General features: G+C 49.9%; 14 protein-coding genes. 7 read left to right on the top strand and 7 right to left on the bottom strand.

Annotated features, from left to right (window positions below):
* Positions 1–139 precede the first annotated feature (139 nt).
* From ppiD to bolA, 7 genes are all read right to left on the bottom strand, one after another.
* The gene (gene ppiD / locus D6029_RS18160; RefSeq protein WP_120066141.1) at positions 140–2014 is read right to left on the bottom strand and encodes a peptidylprolyl isomerase; all 1875 of its coding nucleotides are present in this window, start codon (positions 2012–2014) and stop codon (positions 140–142) included.
* A gap of 227 nt (positions 2015–2241) precedes the next feature.
* Positions 2242–2514 (bottom strand): nucleoid-associated protein HU-beta, encoded by a 273-nt coding sequence (gene hupB / locus D6029_RS18155; RefSeq protein ID WP_120066140.1) that lies wholly within the window; start codon positions 2512–2514, stop codon positions 2242–2244.
* Positions 2515–2724: 210 nt separating this feature from the next.
* Positions 2725–5079, bottom strand: coding sequence for an endopeptidase La (lon, locus tag D6029_RS18150; protein WP_120066139.1), 2355 nt, complete (start codon positions 5077–5079; stop codon positions 2725–2727).
* Between the two features lie 184 nt (positions 5080–5263).
* Positions 5264–6538: an ATP-dependent protease ATP-binding subunit ClpX gene (gene clpX / locus D6029_RS18145; protein WP_120066138.1), complete on the bottom strand. Its 1275-nt coding sequence runs from the start codon at positions 6536–6538 to the stop codon at positions 5264–5266.
* A gap of 130 nt (positions 6539–6668) precedes the next feature.
* Positions 6669–7292 (bottom strand): ATP-dependent Clp endopeptidase proteolytic subunit ClpP, encoded by a 624-nt coding sequence (clpP, locus tag D6029_RS18140; RefSeq protein WP_064516635.1) that lies wholly within the window; start codon positions 7290–7292, stop codon positions 6669–6671.
* Positions 7293–7630: 338 nt separating this feature from the next.
* Complete coding sequence (tig, locus tag D6029_RS18135; protein ID WP_120066137.1) at positions 7631–8929, bottom strand: trigger factor; 1299 nt, start codon at positions 8927–8929, stop codon at positions 7631–7633.
* Positions 8930–9285: 356 nt separating this feature from the next.
* Positions 9286–9603, bottom strand: coding sequence for a transcriptional regulator BolA (bolA, locus tag D6029_RS18130; RefSeq protein WP_120066136.1), 318 nt, complete (start codon positions 9601–9603; stop codon positions 9286–9288).
* A 306-nt stretch (positions 9604–9909) separates the two neighbouring features.
* Between bolA and D6029_RS18125 the strand changes: the two genes are divergently transcribed.
* From D6029_RS18125 to cyoE, 7 genes are all read left to right on the top strand, one after another.
* Complete coding sequence (locus D6029_RS18125; protein WP_120066135.1) at positions 9910–10488, top strand: lipoprotein; 579 nt, start codon at positions 9910–9912, stop codon at positions 10486–10488.
* A 48-nt stretch (positions 10489–10536) separates the two neighbouring features.
* On the top strand, positions 10537–12012 hold the full coding sequence (gene ampG / locus D6029_RS18120) for a muropeptide MFS transporter AmpG (protein ID WP_120066134.1): 1476 nt from the start codon (positions 10537–10539) through the stop codon (positions 12010–12012).
* A 474-nt stretch (positions 12013–12486) separates the two neighbouring features.
* Positions 12487–13434: a cytochrome o ubiquinol oxidase subunit II gene (gene cyoA, locus D6029_RS18115; protein ID WP_120066133.1), complete on the top strand. Its 948-nt coding sequence runs from the start codon at positions 12487–12489 to the stop codon at positions 13432–13434.
* Between the two features lie 19 nt (positions 13435–13453).
* Entirely contained in the window at positions 13454–15445 is a 1992-nt protein-coding gene (gene cyoB / locus D6029_RS18110) for a cytochrome o ubiquinol oxidase subunit I (RefSeq protein WP_120066132.1), read from the top strand.
* The gene (locus D6029_RS18105; RefSeq protein ID WP_120066131.1) at positions 15435–16049 is read left to right on the top strand and encodes a cytochrome o ubiquinol oxidase subunit III; all 615 of its coding nucleotides are present in this window, start codon (positions 15435–15437) and stop codon (positions 16047–16049) included. The genes cyoB and D6029_RS18105 overlap by 11 nt, the downstream gene beginning before the upstream one ends.
* Complete coding sequence (locus D6029_RS18100) at positions 16049–16378, top strand: cytochrome o ubiquinol oxidase subunit IV (protein ID WP_034457975.1); 330 nt, start codon at positions 16049–16051, stop codon at positions 16376–16378. The genes D6029_RS18105 and D6029_RS18100 overlap by 1 nt, the downstream gene beginning before the upstream one ends.
* Positions 16379–16389: 11 nt before the next feature.
* Positions 16390–17277, top strand: a complete 888-nt coding sequence (cyoE, locus tag D6029_RS18095) for a heme o synthase (protein ID WP_120066130.1) — start codon at positions 16390–16392, stop codon at positions 17275–17277.
* The last annotated feature ends 34 nt before the right edge of the window (positions 17278–17311 follow it).

Genomic DNA, 17311 nt, shown 5'->3' with positions numbered 1-17311 from the left:
CCTTGTTTGTTGACAGCGAGGCCACCTTACTCGGGGATAAAAACAGGCACAAATGGCAATCTTCAAATGTGGAAAAGGCCGCGAAAGCGGCCTTTGAATGTTGCATTACGTTGCAGTTCTCTGCGAGAAATCTCTAAAATTATTGCTGCTGATCGACGATATCGCCCATCTTAATTTTCGCTTCTTTGCGCAGACTGGTCATCAACGCTTCGAACGAGATTTGCGCATTGTTCTGGGTGATACCCTGAACCATCGCTTTTTTCTGTTCAGCTGGCATATCCCCGGCTTTAACTTCATCCACAGCTAAAAGAACGACGTTGCCCTGCATATCGTTAGCCACGCCATAAGAAGGTTTGTCCTTGGCTGGTAACGGCAGTGAGAAGGCCGCCTGGCTGATAGGATCCTGGCCTGTACGCACGACAGTTTTCGCAGTACCGAAGCTCAAGCCCGCCGCTTTCATCGCTTCATCGCCTTTGCCCATTTTCAGAGCGTTCAGCGTTTTATCAGCATCCAGCTTCGCTTGTTGTTCAGCTTTCTGGTATTTAACCTTCGCGATAACCTGGTCACGGACTTCCGCTAATGGTTTGATGGCTTCGGCTTTGTGTTCAGCGATACGGATAACGAACGCACGGTCACCATCTACAGTAATGATGTCAGAGTTCATACCCGGTGCGCCGTTTGCACCAACCAGACCGCCATTGAAAATGGCATCAGAAACAGGTTTGAAATTAAGCTCTGCCGGTAAGTTATCGTGACCGAACCAGCCAGTCTCAACCGCTTTCACACCCGCCACTTTTTCAGCACTTGCCAGAGATTCGTTATCGTTGCTTGCTGCATCGCTCACTTTTTGTTGCAGCGCGTAGTAAGCATCAACCGCTTTCTCTTGCTTCACTTTCGCCGCAATCGCGTCTTTCACTTCAGACAACGGTTTAGTTTGCGCAGGCTGGATGTCGTCAAGACGAACCACCAGGAAGCCAACAGAAGATTTGATCACACCAGACAACTGGCCTTTGTCTTTCAGACCGGCATTTTTCAGCTCGTCAGGCGTGGTGCCTGGCTCCAGCCAACCCATGTCACCACCGTTGCGGGCAGAGATGATGTCAGCAGATTTTTCTTTTGCCAGGGCCGCAAAGTCGCCGCCTTTGTTCAACTCATCCAGCACTGCTTTAGCTTCGGCTTCAGTTTTGGTCTGAATCACGCTGTAACGGTTACGCTGTGGCTGAGTGAATTCGTCCTGATGCTGGTCGTAGTAAGACTGGATATCGGTATCCGCAACTTCCGCTTTCTGGGAGGCAGCATCCAGCATGATGTAGCTGACTTTGAACTGCTCAGGCGCAATGTATTGGTTTTTGTTTTGCTCGTAGCTGGTGTTGATTTCCTGCTCGGTCGCTTCTTGCTTCGCCGCCAGGGCGTTCACATCAATAGTCGCTTCACGAACCACACGCTGTTGCGATACCAAAGCGGCCAGTTCGTCAGTTTCACCCGCCAGCATGAAATCTGTGCCAACGACAGCACTTATCAGTTGCTGAGTCGTGAGTTGGTTACGCAGCGCTTGTGCGTATTGGTCAGCAGTCATCCCCATGTTGTTGATGATTGCGGTATAACGGGCGTTATCAAATTTGCCGTTATTCTGGAAAGCAGGCTCTTTAAAGATGGCGAGTTTGATTTGTTCGTCGCTAATGCCCAGACCCAGATGCTTCGCGTATTGGTCCATTAACGCTTCATCAATCAGGCGTGACAGTACCTGCTGGCGCATCTGCTTCATGTAGCCTTCATTGGCAGCCATGACAGAGAACTGTTCGCCAAGCTGTTGCTGTTGGCGATTACGCTCACTGGCAACGGCATTTTCAAACTGACCACGGCTGATTTCCTGGCCATTCACTTTTGCGGCGTAGTTGGCACTTCCGCCAATCAGGTATCCACTCACGCCAGTCAAAATGAATGACACGATAATGATCCCGAAAATGATCTTGATTACGAGGCTGTTGGCCGCCGTACGTAAATTGTCCATCATGGTGTAACAACACTCCACTGTAGTGTGAATGGTAAACCCAGCGCAGTCGCTAAATGGGCATCCCTGAATACGCGTACTGCTGTGCCGCTGTGTGCAAGCGGGTATTGTGACAAGAAAACCGGCTCAAATCATCAAAGATGCGCAAAATTAACCATCGGGCATAAAAAAAGGCACATCTAACGATGCGCCCTGACCTAACTTTACTTGCCCTGTAAACGGACGATAAATCAGTTAACCGCTTCTTTCAGCGCTTTACCTGCACGGAACCCTGGAACTTTTGCAGCAGCGATGGTGATTTCTTTGCCTGTCTGAGGGTTGCGGCCTGTACGGGCAGCACGATCTTTAACAGCGAAAGTACCAAAGCCAACTAATGCTACTTCTTCCCCAGATTGCAGAGATTCGGTAACAGAAGTAATCACAGCGTCTAATGCACGTCCAGCCGCGGCTTTAGAAATATCAGCATCGGCGGCAATTTTGTCTATCAGTTGAGATTTGTTCACTCTTCTCTTCCTCTCTTTATAATTTATATCGCACCTGAATCCTTCAAAGTGCGACCGCGCAGCAGTTATAGCAGGCCTGTCATGCCCTTACAACACCCGTTGTTCAGGACAAGCATCGCCAGCAGTCTAAAGTAGCGATACAAAAAAAAGCTGGCAAGTGACAATTCACCAGCCAGCTCTGATTTTATGCACTGAATATGCGTCAGGTCACTATTTTGCGGTTACAACCTGCATTCCGTAGGGTTCGTTCTGCAATGCAAGGGCCAGAACTTCCTCAATTCGCTTCACCGGATGGATATCCAGGTCGGCGATAACGTTGTCAGGAATCTCTTCCAGATCACGTTTATTTTCATCCGGAATCAGAACTGTTTTGATGCCACCACGGTGTGCCGCCAGCAGTTTTTCTTTCAAACCACCGATTGGCAGAACCTGACCACGCAGCGTGATTTCACCGGTCATCGCGACATCTGCACGAACAGGGTTACCCGTCAGGCACGATACCAATGCGGTACACATTGCAATACCGGCACTTGGGCCATCTTTCGGCGTCGCACCTTCCGGCACGTGAACGTGGATGTCGCGTTTTTCGTAGAAATCAGCGTTGATGCCCAATTTCTCCGCACGCGCACGCACCACGGTCAGCGCAGCCTGGATAGACTCCTGCATGACTTCACCCAGAGAACCGGTGTAAGTCAGCTTGCCTTTACCCGGCACACAGGCTGTTTCAATGGTCAGCAGGTCGCCGCCCACTTCAGTCCACGCAAGGCCAGTTACCTGACCGACACGGTTTTCGCTGTCTGCACGACCGTAGTCAAAGCGCTGTACGCCCAGGAAATCTTTCAGGTTATCGCCGTCGATTTCGATGTGCTTAAGCGTTTTATCCAGCAGCAGCTGTTTAACCGCTTTACGACACAGTTTGGAAATTTCACGTTCCAGGCTACGTACGCCCGCTTCACGGGTGTAGTAACGGATAATGCCGGAAATGGCACTATCGTGTACCGTGATTTCGCCTTTTTTCAGTGCGTTACGTTCAATTTGCTTGGTCAGCAAGTGCTGTTTAGCAATGTTCAGCTTCTCGTCTTCGGTATAGCCGGACAGACGAATCACTTCCATACGATCCAGCAGCGGTGCCGGAATATTCATGGAGTTAGACGTTGCCACGAACATCACGTCGCTGAGATCGTAATCCACTTCCAGATAGTGGTCGTTGAACGCCACGTTCTGTTCTGGATCAAGAACTTCCAGAAGAGCAGATGCCGGATCGCCACGCATGTCGGAAGACATTTTGTCGATTTCATCCAACAGGAATAATGGGTTTTTAACGCCCACTTTCGCCATTTTCTGAATTAATTTACCTGGCATGGAGCCGATGTAAGTACGACGGTGACCGCGAATTTCCGCTTCGTCACGCACGCCGCCCAATGCCATACGTACATATTTACGCCCGGTCGCACGCGCGATGGACTGACCCAGTGAGGTTTTACCTACGCCTGGAGGCCCAACCAGGCACAGGATTGGCCCTTTGAGCTTGTTAACGCGGCTCTGGACTGCGAGGTATTCCAGGATACGATCTTTTACGCGCTCAAGGCCGTAGTGATCGGTATCGAGGACTTCCTGCGCCTGACGCAGATCTTTTTTCACTTTGCTGCGCGCATTCCACGGCACCTGCACCATCCAATCGATGTAACCACGCACTACGGTAGCTTCCGCAGACATTGGCGACATCATTTTCAGTTTTTGCAGTTCCGCTTCGGTTTTTTCACGCGCTTCTTTCGGCATTTTCGCCGCATCAATTTTGCGTTTTAGCGCTTCGTTTTCATCTGGCGTGTCGTCCATTTCGCCGAGTTCTTTCTGAATGGCTTTCATTTGCTCATTCAGATAGTACTCACGCTGGCTCTTTTCCATCTGCTTTTTAACACGGTTGCGAATACGCTTCTCAACCTGCAGCAGATCGATTTCCGACTCCATCATCGCCATCAGATATTCAAGACGTTCGTTAATATCGGACATCTCAAGAACCGACTGTTTGTCAGTCAGTTTCAATGGCATATGGGCCGCGATGGTGTCAGCCAGACGCGCAGGATCGTCAATGCTGTTCAGTGACGTCAGCACTTCTGGCGGGATTTTTTTGTTCAGTTTGATATAGCCTTCAAACTGACCAATCGCGGTGCGCACCAGCACTTCCTGTTCGCGCTCTTCGATAGCTGGCGAATTCAGGTACTCAGCCTGAGCTGAGAAATGGTCACCGTTGTCAGAAAGCGTGGTGATACGCGCACGCTGTAACCCTTCAACCAGCACTTTTACGGTGCCGTCTGGCAGTTTCAGCATTTGCAGGATGGATGCGACGGTTCCCACTGAGAACAGGTCATTGACACCTGGCTCATCTGTCGAGGCTTCTTTCTGCGCCACCAGCATGATTTTTTTATCATGATCCATGGCCGCTTCCAGGCAACGAATGGATTTTTCTCGCCCGACAAACAGTGGAATTACCATGTGCGGATAAACCACCACATCGCGCAACGGCAATACGGGGATTTCAATGCGTTCAGAACGCTCAGGATTCATAGAGCTCTCTCTTAGTTAAGGTCCGCCTGGTGATGGGGCGATGCCTCTCGCTCTTTTGGCATCACCAACAAGTAAGTCAGTATATTGGGATGTTTCCCGCACATTCAATGGCAGGAATGAAGGAAAAGCAAAAGGGGGATATAAATCCCCCTTTTAATACTAACTGACTGGTTATTTTGGCGAATTATTCACCGGATGCTTGTAGCTCTTCCGGCTTGCCATAAATTAATAATGGTTTGCTTTGACCGTCGATCACAGACTCGTCAATCACCACTTTCTCGACATCTTCCATGGATGGAAGGTCGTACATGGTATCGAGCAATGCGCCTTCAACGATGGAACGCAGACCACGAGCACCGGTTTTACGTGCCATTGCTTTCTTGGCAATAGCATCCAGCGCTTCGTCGCGGAATTCCAGATCCACACCTTCCAGATTGAACAACGCCTGGTATTGCTTGGTCAGGGCGTTTTTCGGCTCTTTCAAGATTTGAATCAGCGCTTCTTCGCTCAGTTCGGTCAGCGTCGCAACCACTGGCAGACGACCGATAAACTCAGGGATCAGACCAAACTTGATCAAATCTTCTGGCTCGACCTGGCCCAATAACTGCCCTTCGGTTGCCTTCTGAGATTTACCTTTTACCGTTGCACCAAAGCCGATGCCCGAACCGGTTTCAACACGGTTAGCGATAACTTTGTCGAGACCCGCAAATGCACCGCCACAGATGAACAGAATCTTAGAGGTATCAACCTGCAAGAATTCTTGCTGTGGATGCTTGCGCCCGCCCTGAGGCGGAACCGCTGCAACCGTGCCTTCAATAAGTTTCAACAACGCCTGCTGCACACCTTCACCAGACACATCACGGGTGATGGACGGGTTATCAGATTTGCGGGAGATTTTGTCGATCTCATCGATATAAACGATGCCGCGCTGTGCTTTCTGCACATCGTAATCACATTTTTGCAGCAGTTTCTGGATGATGTTTTCAACGTCTTCACCCACGTAACCCGCTTCGGTCAACGTTGTGGCATCAGCCATGGTGAATGGAACATCCAGCAAACGCGCCAGGGTTTCAGCCAGCAGGGTTTTCCCGCTACCGGTCGGCCCGATGAGCAGAATGTTACTTTTGCCCAGTTCGATACCGTTGGTGCTGTCGCCGTTACGCAGACGTTTGTAGTGGTTGTAAACCGCAACCGCCAGGACTTTTTTAGCCTGTTCCTGACCGATAACGTAGTCATCGAGATGGTGACGGATTTCATGCGGAGTCGGCAGCGCACTACGCTCGCGGTGCGGTGCGACCTCTTTAATCTCTTCGCGAATAATGTCGTTACATAAGTCGACACACTCATCGCAGATATACACTGACGGCCCGGCAATCAGTTTACGCACTTCATGCTGGCTTTTGCCGCAAAAAGAGCAGTAAAGCAGTTTGCCTGAACCGTCTTTGCGCTTATCTGTCATCGGTAAAACCTCTTTTCTGTTTCTTTGCGCCATACAGGACGGCGCAAGTGCCATTCTACGGCGCAGCCAATCGTAAGCGCACTATGAGCCGCTACTGTAACTATAGTATACGGCTCACTGTTATCGGGCATTAGCTACGGTGAGTCAGGATTGAGTCAACTAAGCCGTACTCTACCGCCTCGTTTGCTGCGAGGAAACGGTCACGCTCTGTGTCTCTCTCGATTTCTTCAAGAGATTTGCCCGTGTGTTGCGCCATGAGTTCGTTCATACGAGCTTTCACTTTCAGGATTTCGCGAGCATGGATTTCGATATCCGTTGCCTGCCCCTGATAGCCACCCAGCGGCTGGTGAATCATGACTCGTGAGTTCGGCAAGCAGAAACGCTTACCTTTAGCACCAGCGGTCAGCAGGAAAGCGCCCATAGAACAGGCCTGGCCCATACAGATGGTGCTGACATCCGGTTTGATAAATTGCATCGTATCGTAGATAGACATCCCAGCAGTAATGACGCCACCTGGTGAGTTGATATAGAGATAGATGTCTTTTTCTGGGTTCTCTGCTTCCAGGAACAGCATCTGCGCTACGATAAGGTTAGCCATGTGGTCTTCGACCTGGCCCGTCATAAAGATGACACGTTCCTTGAGCAGGCGGGAATAGATATCGTATGAACGCTCGCCACGCGATGTCTGTTCAACAACCATCGGCACCAGGGCCATATGGGGTGCAAATTGATCTCTTTCGCCACTGTATGACATTTCCGTCTCCTGGAATAATTGAGCCTTCGATACCTGCTGCACTGATTCTACTTGAGACGATAAAAGAAGACTACGCTCCTTAAAAGAAGACGAAGCTCCTTGCGTCTCCAACCTTAAATGGACGGATTATCAGTCAGGGGTTCTGTTTTCTAGCCATACCCGTATTTATGGGGATGAGCTTACCCTGTTTCAAGCATAACAACCTTTTCTTGTTACGCTAACCCTGAAACTGCGTTTTATTGATGTGTTTTCAGGGAGTCACTGATAAAAAAAGCCCGCCACCATTGGGTGACGGGCTTGATGCAGCAATATTTTGGCGATGATGCCAAAAATTATGCTTACGCTTGTTGGTTCATCAGTTCGCTAAAGGTAGTGGCTTTTTCAGACACTTTCGCTTTAGACAGCACTGCTTCAACAGCTTGTTCTTCCAGAGCAACATTACGCATGTTGTCCATCAGTTCTTTGTTCTTGCCGTAGAACTCGACAACTTCAGTCGGATCTTCGTAGGCAGAAGCCATTTCTTCGATCAGACCTTTAACGCGCTCTTCGTCAGCTTTCAGCTCGTGGGTACGAATCACTTCGCCCAACAGCAGGCCAACCACTACACGACGTTTAGCTTGTTCTTCGAACAATTCACGTGGCAGTTCCAGCGCTTGTTTCTCGTTGCCACCAAAACGCTGAGCAGCCTGGCGACGCAGAACGTCGATTTCGCTGTCGATCAGTGCTGCTGGAACGTCGATGTTGTTCGCGTTAACCAGACCGTCGATAGCTTGAGACTTGATGCGGTTACGCACAGCGCCTTTCAGCTCACGATCCATGTTTTTACGAACTTCGGTACGCAGACCGGCTACAGAACCATCTTCAACGCCGAAACGCTTGATGAATTCTTCAGTAAATTCTGGCAGTTCACGCTCTTCAACTTTCTTCAGAACGATGTCGAACTTAGCCGCTTTACCTTTCAGGTTTTCAGCGTGGTAGTCTTCCGGGAAGGTCACTTCGATAGTGAACTCTTCGCCAGCTTTGTGACCCACCAGACCGTCTTCAAAACCTGGGATCATACGACCCTGGCCCATTGCCAGTACGAAGTCAGATGCTTTGCCGCCTTCGAATACTTCGCCGTCTACAGAACCGGTGAAGTCGATGGTTACGCGATCTTCTGCAGTTGCAGCAGCATCAGAATCTTTCCAGGTCGCCTGCTGCTTACGCAGGGTGTCCAGCATTGCATCAACGTCTTCGTCAGTCACTTCAACAACCGGTTTTTCAACTTCGATTGCTTCCAGACCTTGCAGCTCAACTTCTGGGTACACTTCAAACTCAACCGCGTAGGTGAAGTCTTCGCCCAGTTTGTATTCGCCTGGAACGTAGTTCGGTGCGCCAGCTGGATTAATTTTTTCTTTGATGATCGCATCAACGAAGTTGCGGCTCATCAGTTCGCCCAACACGTCCTGGCGAACAGAAGCGCCATAGCGTTGTGCGATTACAGTCATCGGCACTTTTCCTTTACGGAAACCGTCGATACGGGCTTTCTTTGCCACGTTGACCAGCTCGCTTTTTACAGCGGTTTCGATGCTGTCTGCAGCGATAGTAATCGTGAGACGGCGGCCAAGGCCCTGAGTGGTTTCAACTGAAACTTGCATCTTGTTACCTCAAAAAATCACAGTGCTCGGTCAACTCTGGAAGTGCTCGTTTGCACTCCGCAGAACCGGGATGCCTTCTGAATCAGAATCACATTCCCTGTCGTCAGAATCGTCCCGAAGGCATTCCGAAAAATAAGACGCAGCATTATAGCGGCATCACCAAGGTGAGTCGAGAACGGCAACATAGAGTTGCTGCGGCCCTTTTCACAGTTCTTTTGGATTTATTGCCCAAGCCCTGGTACATCAAGGGCTATTTCAGACAAAACAAAACGGCCCGCAGGCCGTTATGTAAAACACAATTCATATACCGCAACATAAAGGAAAAGTTCCCTTAGTTGCAAGCCTGAACGTTAACTTCAGGCGATTGAACCTGCTCCGCGACACGGTGGAGAGGCGAAAATCGTATCCTGCAACCCTTCCCATTCCTTGATGGTGTAGGTGTGCAGAGCCAGCGCATGTACTGTGGTAGAGAGTTCCGCACTTAAAGTACCGTAAATCATACGATGACGATTTAAGAAACGCTCACCCGCAAAACGGTCACTGACCAGAACCACTTTAAAATGACTCTCTGAACCCGCCGGGACATTGTGACGATAGCTTTCATCCACGACTTCCAGGAACACGGGTTCAAACGCTGCCCTTAATTTTGATTCTATTTGCTCGCGCATCATCATGAACTTTCTCCTCAGACTACGTAGAGATGCCACTCATCCCTTTAAATGTTAGCCGCTTTTAGCCGTTTTAATAACGGAATTTCAACAATTATTTAGCTTTCGTCCTATTTTCTTAGCCAAGCCCCTGTAGCTTAATGTGATTACGGCACTAATCGAGGGCAAAGTGGTCAGATAGCTTTGCAACCGCTCAGAAAAAGCGCAACGCGATGAAATTACGTGCGTTAACTACTTCCACTGGGCAAACGCAGTGTTATGATGGCGTGATTTTTTATCTGCCTGCCCCTTGAGTACATTGAGATAGCGAACATGTTAAAAAAATTATTATTCCCGTTGGTCGCCGTATTTATGCTGGCCAGCTGTGCAACACCACCAACCACCATTGATGTTTCTCCAACTATCAGCTTGCCACAGCAAGATCCAGGCCTGATGGGCGTAACGGTTAGCATCAACGGTGCTGATCAACGTAAAGACCAGGCGCTGGCTAAAGTCACTCGTGATAACCAACTGGTTACCCTGACTCCATCTCGTGACCTGCGCTTCTTGCTGCAAGAAGTGCTGGAAAAACAGATGACTGCTCGTGGTTATATGATTGGACCGAACAGCCCGGTTGATCTGCAAATCATCGTGAATCAGTTGTATGCCGACGTGTCTCAGGGCAGCGTGCGCTACAACATCGCCACTAAAGCTGACATCGTGATTATCGCGACGGCGAAAAATGGCAACAAGATGACCAAGAACTACCGTTCTAGCTACAACGTAGAAGGTGCGTTCCAGGCCACCAACAAGAATATCGCCAACGCGGTTAACTCCGTGCTGACTGATACCATTGCTGATATGGCTCAGGACACCAGCGTTCACGACTTTATTAAGCAGAACGCTCGTTAATCAATACCCCACCAGCCCGCGTCATGCGGGCTGGCTGTAGAGCAAAGTATGCCCAACCACTATCTACGTCTCTTCCAGCAACCTAAATCAGCCATTCTTTTGATTTTAGGCTTTGCCTCCGGCCTCCCTCTCGCCCTCACATCCGGCACGCTCCAGGCATGGATGACGGTTGAGAATATCGATCTTAAAACCATTGGTTTCTTCTCGCTCGTCGGGCAGGCCTACGTGTTTAAGTTCCTGTGGTCGCCGATAATGGACAGATACACGCCGCCGCTTTTGGGGCGTCGTCGTGGTTGGCTGTTGATCACTCAAATTCTGCTGTTGATTGCTATTGCAGGCATGGGTTTTCTCGAACCCGGTTCGCAACTGCGCTGGATGGCAGCGCTGGCAGTGATCATCGCTTTCTGCTCTGCTTCGCAAGATATCGTTTTTGATGCCTGGAAAACCGATGTTCTTCCCGCTGAAGAGCGTGGAACAGGCGCCGCCATCAGCGTGTTAGGTTATCGCCTGGCGATGTTGGTTTCCGGCGGTTTAGCGCTTTGGCTTGCAGACAGATACCTCGGCTGGCAAGGAATGTACTGGCTGATGGCCGCATTAATGCTGCCTTGTATCATCGCGACGTTGTTTGCGCCTGAACCGACTGACGCGATTCCCGTCCCGCGAAGTCTTGAACAAGCCGTGGTCGCCCCACTGCGTGATTTCTTTGGCCGCAATAATGCCTGGCTTATCCTGCTGCTGATTGTGTTGTACAAACTTGGCGATGCTTTTGCCATGAGTTTGACAACCACCTTTTTAATTCGCGGCGTCGGTTTTGATGCGGGCGAAGTCGGTATGGTGAATAAAACCCTCGGGCTGATTGCCACCATCATTGGCGCACTGTACGGCGGCATTTTGATGCAGCGCTTGTCATTGTTCCGCGCATTGCTGATCTTTGGCGTTTTGCAGGGTGTATCAAACGCCGGTTACTGGATTTTATCCGTCACCGATAAGCATATGTTCAGCATGGCAACCGCCGTTTTCTTCGAGAATCTATGCGGTGGCATGGGCACTGCGGCATTTGTCGCGTTACTCATGACGCTGTGTAATAAATCTTTTTCGGCGACCCAGTTTGCGCTGCTTTCAGCACTTTCAGCTGTCGGCCGAGTTTATGTCGGCCCCATCGCCGGTTGGTTTGTTGAAGCCCACGGCTGGCCGACGTTTTACTTGTTCTCAGTAATAGCCGCGGTTCCTGGCATTTTGCTGTTGTTAGTTTGCAAAACAACGCTGGAATATACGCAGAATAACGATAGTTTTATCCCACGCAGTGAATTTTCATCGGCCTATCGCATTGCTTTACGGGCGCTAATGTTAGGTTGTGCGCTGCTCGCCGTGTGGCTCGTTGTGTTGATTACCAATGCCATCGGCCTGACAAACTGGGCGTTCAACATTCAGTTCCTCGAATGGGGTGCGCTTTTTGCCATTGGTGGGATTTTGTTTGGCGGGCTGCTTGATTACCTGGCGTTGCGAAAAACAGCGCTGTTCTAAAAACCGCCAAATAAATATTAATAATAAGTTTCGATGCGTGATTATATTGTTCAATTAACACGCAGACATTCGTGTGACGAATTATTTCCCGAAATCAAGGCTCTTTTTTTTACATTATTAGCAGAGAAATTATTTCCACCCTGCCTTTAACCGATTCAGCTATTTGTTAAATTAATTTGTAGATCAATTCGTTTATCATTTGATGCTAATTTGTTAAATTTATGTTTAGCAAAATGATTGGTTATACCAATTTACCTGTACTATTTATGGCAACATAGGTTTTCGTTATAACTTTGCCAGGCCGCGGCCTATCTCGAGATTTTACAGTTTGTTGCATTCTATGTGACATTGTCGGCAGAACCCAGTAACACCACACTGACACTACGCCATTCATGTTTACAGTAATGTAACCTTCCCGTAAAATGCCTTCACACTTTAAACGACAATAGAGCTCCCAGGAATTGAGGTCGTTAAATGAGACTCAGGAAATACAATAAAGGTTTGGGATGGTTGTCATTAATTGCAGGCACATTTTTACTCAGTGGCTGTGATTCTGCACTTCTGGATCCCAAAGGACAAATTGGACTGGAACAACGTTCATTGATACTGACAGCTCTAGGGCTGATGTTGATTGTCGTTATCCCAGCTATCGCAATGGCTATCGGTTTTGCCTGGAAGTATCGGGCTTCAAACAAAGACGCCAAATACAGCCCCAACTGGTCCCACTCCAACAAAGTTGAAGCTGTAGTCTGGACGATTCCCATCCTAATCATCATTTTCCTCGCGGTACTGACCTGGAAAACCACGCACGCCCTTGAGCCTAGCAAACCGCTGGTTCACGATGCGAAGCCGGTGACCATCGAAGTTATCGCCATGGACTGGAAATGGTTCTTCATTTATCCGGAGCAAGGTATTGCTACGGTCAATGAAATCGCCTTCCCGGCCAACACCCCGGTGGAATTCAAAATCACCTCTAACTCGGTGATGAACTCCTTCTTTATTCCGCAACTGGGTAGCCAAATCTACGCAATGGCAGGTATGCAAACTAAATTGCACCTGATTGCAGACGAAGCGGGCACCTACGACGGTATTTCGTCTAACTACAGCGGTAAAGGTTTCTCTGGGATGAAGTTCAAGGCAATCGCCACCCCAGACATGGACACCTTCAACCAATGGGTTGCTAAAGCTAAACAGTCTCCTAACGCTATGAATGATATGGCAACTTACGAGAAACTGGCTGCGCCTAGCGAATACAACAAAGTCGAATACTTCTCCGCTGTTAAGCCAGATTTGTTTAAAGACGTTATTAACAAATTCATGGGGCACGGGAAGAGCATGGACATGACCCAACCTGAAGGCGAGCACGCAGCGCACGAAGGGATGGAAGGCATGGACATGAGTCACGCGGAAACCTCTCACTAAGGGGCCGAGGAATAATACGATGTTCGGAAAACTTACACTGGATGCAATCCCATACCATGAGCCCATTGTCATGGTTACGGTGGCAGCAATTATCGTCGGGGGACTGGCGCTAGTTGCAGCTATCACTTACTTCGGTAAGTGGGAATATTTATGGAAAGAGTGGTTCACCTCGGTTGACCACAAACGCCTCGGCATAATGTACGTGATTGTTGCAATCGTCATGCTTCTGCGTGGCTTTGCTGACGCCATCATGATGCGTAGCCAGCAAGTTCTGGCTTCCGCCGGAGAAGCGGGCTTCTTGCCACCTCATCACTACGACCAGATCTTTACCGCCCACGGCGTCATCATGATCTTCTTCGTAGCGATGCCATTTGTTATCGGCCTGATGAACATCGTCGTGCCGTTGCAGATTGGTGCGCGTGACGTTGCCTTCCCATTCCTGAACAACCTGAGCTTCTGGTTCACGGTTGTCGGCGTGGTGCTGGTTAACCTGTCTCTTGGGGTTGGTGAATTCGCACAGACCGGTTGGGTGGCTTATCCGCCGCTATCGGGCATTGAGTACAGTCCGGGGGTCGGCGTCGACTACTGGATATGGGCACTTCAGCTCTCGGGTATCGGTACGACATTAACGGGTATTAACTTCTTCGTTACTATCCTGAATATGCGTACGCCTGGCATGACGATGTTCAAAATGCCGGTGTTTACCTGGGCTTCGCTGTGTACCAACGTACTGATTATCGCGGCATTCCCAATCTTTACCGTGACCGTCGCACTGTTAACTCTTGACCGCTACCTTGGCACCCATTTCTTTACCAATGATATGGGTGGCAACATGATGATGTATATCAACCTCATCTGGGCATGGGGCCACCCGGAAGTTTATATCCTGGTGCTGCCGGTGTTTGGTGTGTTCTCAGAAGTGGTTGCGACATTCTCGAAAAAACGCCTGTTCGGCTACACCTCTCTGGTGTGGGCGACCATCGCGATTACCGTACTGTCGTTCATCGTTTGGCTGCACCACTTCTTCACTATGGGCAGCGGCGCGAACGTCAATGCGTTCTTCGGTATCGCCACGATGATTATCGCCATCCCGACCGGGGTGAAGATCTTCAACTGGCTGTTCACCATGTATCAAGGCCGTATCGTGTTCAACTCCGCGATGCTGTGGACCATTGGCTTCGTTGTCACCTTCTCTATTGGTGGCATGACCGGTGTTCTGTTAGCGGTTCCGGGTGCTGACTTCGTACTACACAACAGCCTGTTCCTGATTGCTCACTTCCATAACGTCATTATCGGTGGTGTGGTCTTCGGTTGCTTCGCTGGCCTGACTTACTGGTGGCCAAAGGCTTTCGGCTTCACGCTGAACGAAACCTGGGGTAAACGTGCCTTCTGGTTCTGGATCATCGGCTTCTTCGTAGCATTTATGCCGCTGTACGTGCTGGGCTTCATGGGTATGACCCGTCGCCTGAGCCAGCAGATTGATCCACAGTTCCACACCTTGCTGGTTGTTGCAGCCTGTGGTGCTGGCCTGATTGCTCTGGGCATCCTGTCTCAGCTGATTCAGTTCTACGTCTCAATTCGTGACCGTGAGCAGAACCGCGACCTGACCGGTGACCCGTGGGGTGGCCGTACGCTGGAATGGGCAACTTCTTCCCCTCCTCCGTTCTACAACTTTGCCCACCTGCCACACGTTCATGAGCGTGATGCATTCTGGGAAATGAAAGAGAAAGGCGAAGCGTACAAACAGCCAACGCATTATGAAGAAATTCATATGCCACGTAACAGCGCTGCGGGCATCGTGATTGCCGCGTTCGCTACCGTGTTTGGTTTTGCGATGATCTGGCACATCTGGTGGCTGGCGATTGCTTCATTCGCAGGCATCATCATCACCTGGATTGCGAAAAGCTTCGACGAAGATGTGGATTACTACGTTCCGGTTGCGGAAGTCGAAAAACTGGAAAACCAGCACTTCGATGAAATTACCAAAGCAGGGCTGAAAAATGTCAACTGAAACTCTCACTCACGCTAACGCCCACGCCGCTGAGCATGGGCATCACGATGCAGGAACCAATAAGGTCTTTGGTTTCTGGATCTACCTGATGAGCGACTGCATTCTGTTCTGTTGCTTGTTTGCTACCTATGCCGTTCTGGTGAACGGCACTGCCGGCGGCCCGGCAGGGAAAGACATTTTCGAACTGCCATTTGTGCTGGTTGAAACTGCCCTGCTGTTATTCAGCTCCATCACCTACGGCATGGCGATTATCGCCATGAACAAAGGCAACAAGAGCCAGGTTATCTCCTGGCTGGCGATGACCTTCCTGTTTGGTGCGGGCTTCGTCGGGATGGAAATCTATGAATTCCATCACCTGATTGTGGAAGGCTACGGGCCGGATCGCAGCGGCTTCCTGTCAGGCTTCTTTGCCCTGGTCGGTACGCACGGTCTGCACGTAACTTCTGGTTTGGTCTGGATGGCGTTGATGATGTTCCATGTCTATCGCCGCGGCCTGACTAGTGCGAACCGCACTCGCCTGATGTGCCTGAGCCTGTTCTGGCACTTCCTGGACGTTGTCTGGATCTGTGTATTCTCGGTTGTTTATCTGATGGGGGCGATGTAATGAGCCATTCAAATGAACACGCTGGCGCCCACCACGGTAGCGTTAAAACCTACATGACAGGTTTTATCCTGTCGATCATCCTGACGGCAATCCCGTTCTGGATGGTAATGACAGGGACTGCCTCCCACGCTGTGATTCTTGGCGTGGTACTGGTCAGTGCGGTAGTGCAGATTTTGGTTCACCTGGTGTGCTTCCTGCATATGAACACCTCTTCTGAGGAGCGTTGGAACCTGGTGGCCTTTGCCTTTACTGCGCTAATAATTGCCATTCTGGTGGTCGGCTCTATCTGGATTATGTGGAACCTCAACCAGAACATGATGGTTCACTAAGAGCGGCATTTATGATTAAGCAATACCTACAAGTAACGAAACCAGGAATTATTTTCGGCAATTTAATTTCTGTCATTGGGGGATTTTTACTGGCCTCAAAGGGCAGCATTGATTATTCCCTGTTCGTCTCCACCCTCGTGGGGGTGTCGTTGGTCGTGGCATCGGGTTGTGTTTATAACAACTTCATTGACCGCGATATCGACCGCAAGATGGAGCGAACTAAGAACAGGGTTCTGGTCAAAGGCCTGATTGCCCCGAAAACCTCGCTGGTATACGCCACCTTGTTGGGTATTGCTGGCTTCATGCTGCTGTGGTTTGGTGCTAACCCGCTGGCGATGTGGTTAGGCGTGATGGGCTTTGTGGTTTATGTCGGCGTTTATAGCCTGTACATGAAGCGCAAATCCGTTTACGGCACGCTGATTGGCAGCCTGTCCGGTGCCGCTCCGCCAGTGATTGGTTACTGTGCAGTAACCGGTGAGTTCGATACTGGCGCTTTAATCCTGCTGGCTATCTTTAGCCTGTGGCAGATGCCGCATTCTTATGCGATTGCTATCTTCCGCTTTAAAGATTACCAGGCGGCTAACATTCCGGTGTTGCCGGTGGTTAAAGGGATTTCAGTCGCTAAGAACCACATCACGCTGTATATCATCGCATTTGCTGTTGCCACACTGATGCTGACGCTGGGTGGCTACGCCGGATACAAATATCTGGTAGTTGCTGCGGCAGTGAGCGTCTGGTGGTTAGGCATGGCATTACGCGGATATAAAGTGGAAGACGATAAAGTCTGGGCGCGCAAACTGTTCGTCTTTTCTATCGTTGCCATCACTTCATTAAGCGTGATGATGTCGGTCGATTTCATGGTACCAAACTCACAGAATCTGCTGACTTACGTCTGGTAAGTCGCGAACCTCTTAAAAGGGCGCATATGCGCCC

This window comes from Buttiauxella izardii (assembly GCF_003601925.1).
GTDB classification, from domain to species: domain Bacteria; phylum Pseudomonadota; class Gammaproteobacteria; order Enterobacterales; family Enterobacteriaceae; genus Buttiauxella; species Buttiauxella izardii.
Note: the sequence above shows the minus strand (reverse complement) of the source record. Positions and strands in the feature narration are given on the sequence as shown.

Bases quoted from the DNA above. Each gene is read 5' to 3' on its own strand.
- ampG (WP_120066134.1), top strand. From the start codon at position 10,537: ATGCCCAACCACTATCTACGTCTCTTCCAGCAACCTAAATCAGCCATT.
- D6029_RS18100 (WP_034457975.1), top strand. From the start codon at position 16,049: ATGAGCCATTCAAATGAACACGCTGGCGCCCACCACGGTAGCGTTAAA.
- clpX (WP_120066138.1), bottom strand. From the start codon at position 6,538: ATGACAGATAAGCGCAAAGACGGTTCAGGCAAACTGCTTTACTGCTCT.
- cyoA (WP_120066133.1), top strand. From the start codon at position 12,487: ATGAGACTCAGGAAATACAATAAAGGTTTGGGATGGTTGTCATTAATT.
- D6029_RS18105 (WP_120066131.1), top strand. From the start codon at position 15,435: ATGTCAACTGAAACTCTCACTCACGCTAACGCCCACGCCGCTGAGCAT.
- cyoB (WP_120066132.1), top strand. From the start codon at position 13,454: ATGTTCGGAAAACTTACACTGGATGCAATCCCATACCATGAGCCCATT.
- clpP (WP_064516635.1), bottom strand. From the start codon at position 7,292: ATGTCATACAGTGGCGAAAGAGATCAATTTGCACCCCATATGGCCCTG.
- bolA (WP_120066136.1), bottom strand. From the start codon at position 9,603: ATGATGATGCGCGAGCAAATAGAATCAAAATTAAGGGCAGCGTTTGAA.
- lon (WP_120066139.1), bottom strand. From the start codon at position 5,079: ATGAATCCTGAGCGTTCTGAACGCATTGAAATCCCCGTATTGCCGTTG.
- ppiD (WP_120066141.1), bottom strand. From the start codon at position 2,014: ATGATGGACAATTTACGTACGGCGGCCAACAGCCTCGTAATCAAGATC.
- D6029_RS18125 (WP_120066135.1), top strand. From the start codon at position 9,910: ATGTTAAAAAAATTATTATTCCCGTTGGTCGCCGTATTTATGCTGGCC.
- tig (WP_120066137.1), bottom strand. From the start codon at position 8,929: ATGCAAGTTTCAGTTGAAACCACTCAGGGCCTTGGCCGCCGTCTCACG.
- cyoE (WP_120066130.1), top strand. From the start codon at position 16,390: ATGATTAAGCAATACCTACAAGTAACGAAACCAGGAATTATTTTCGGC.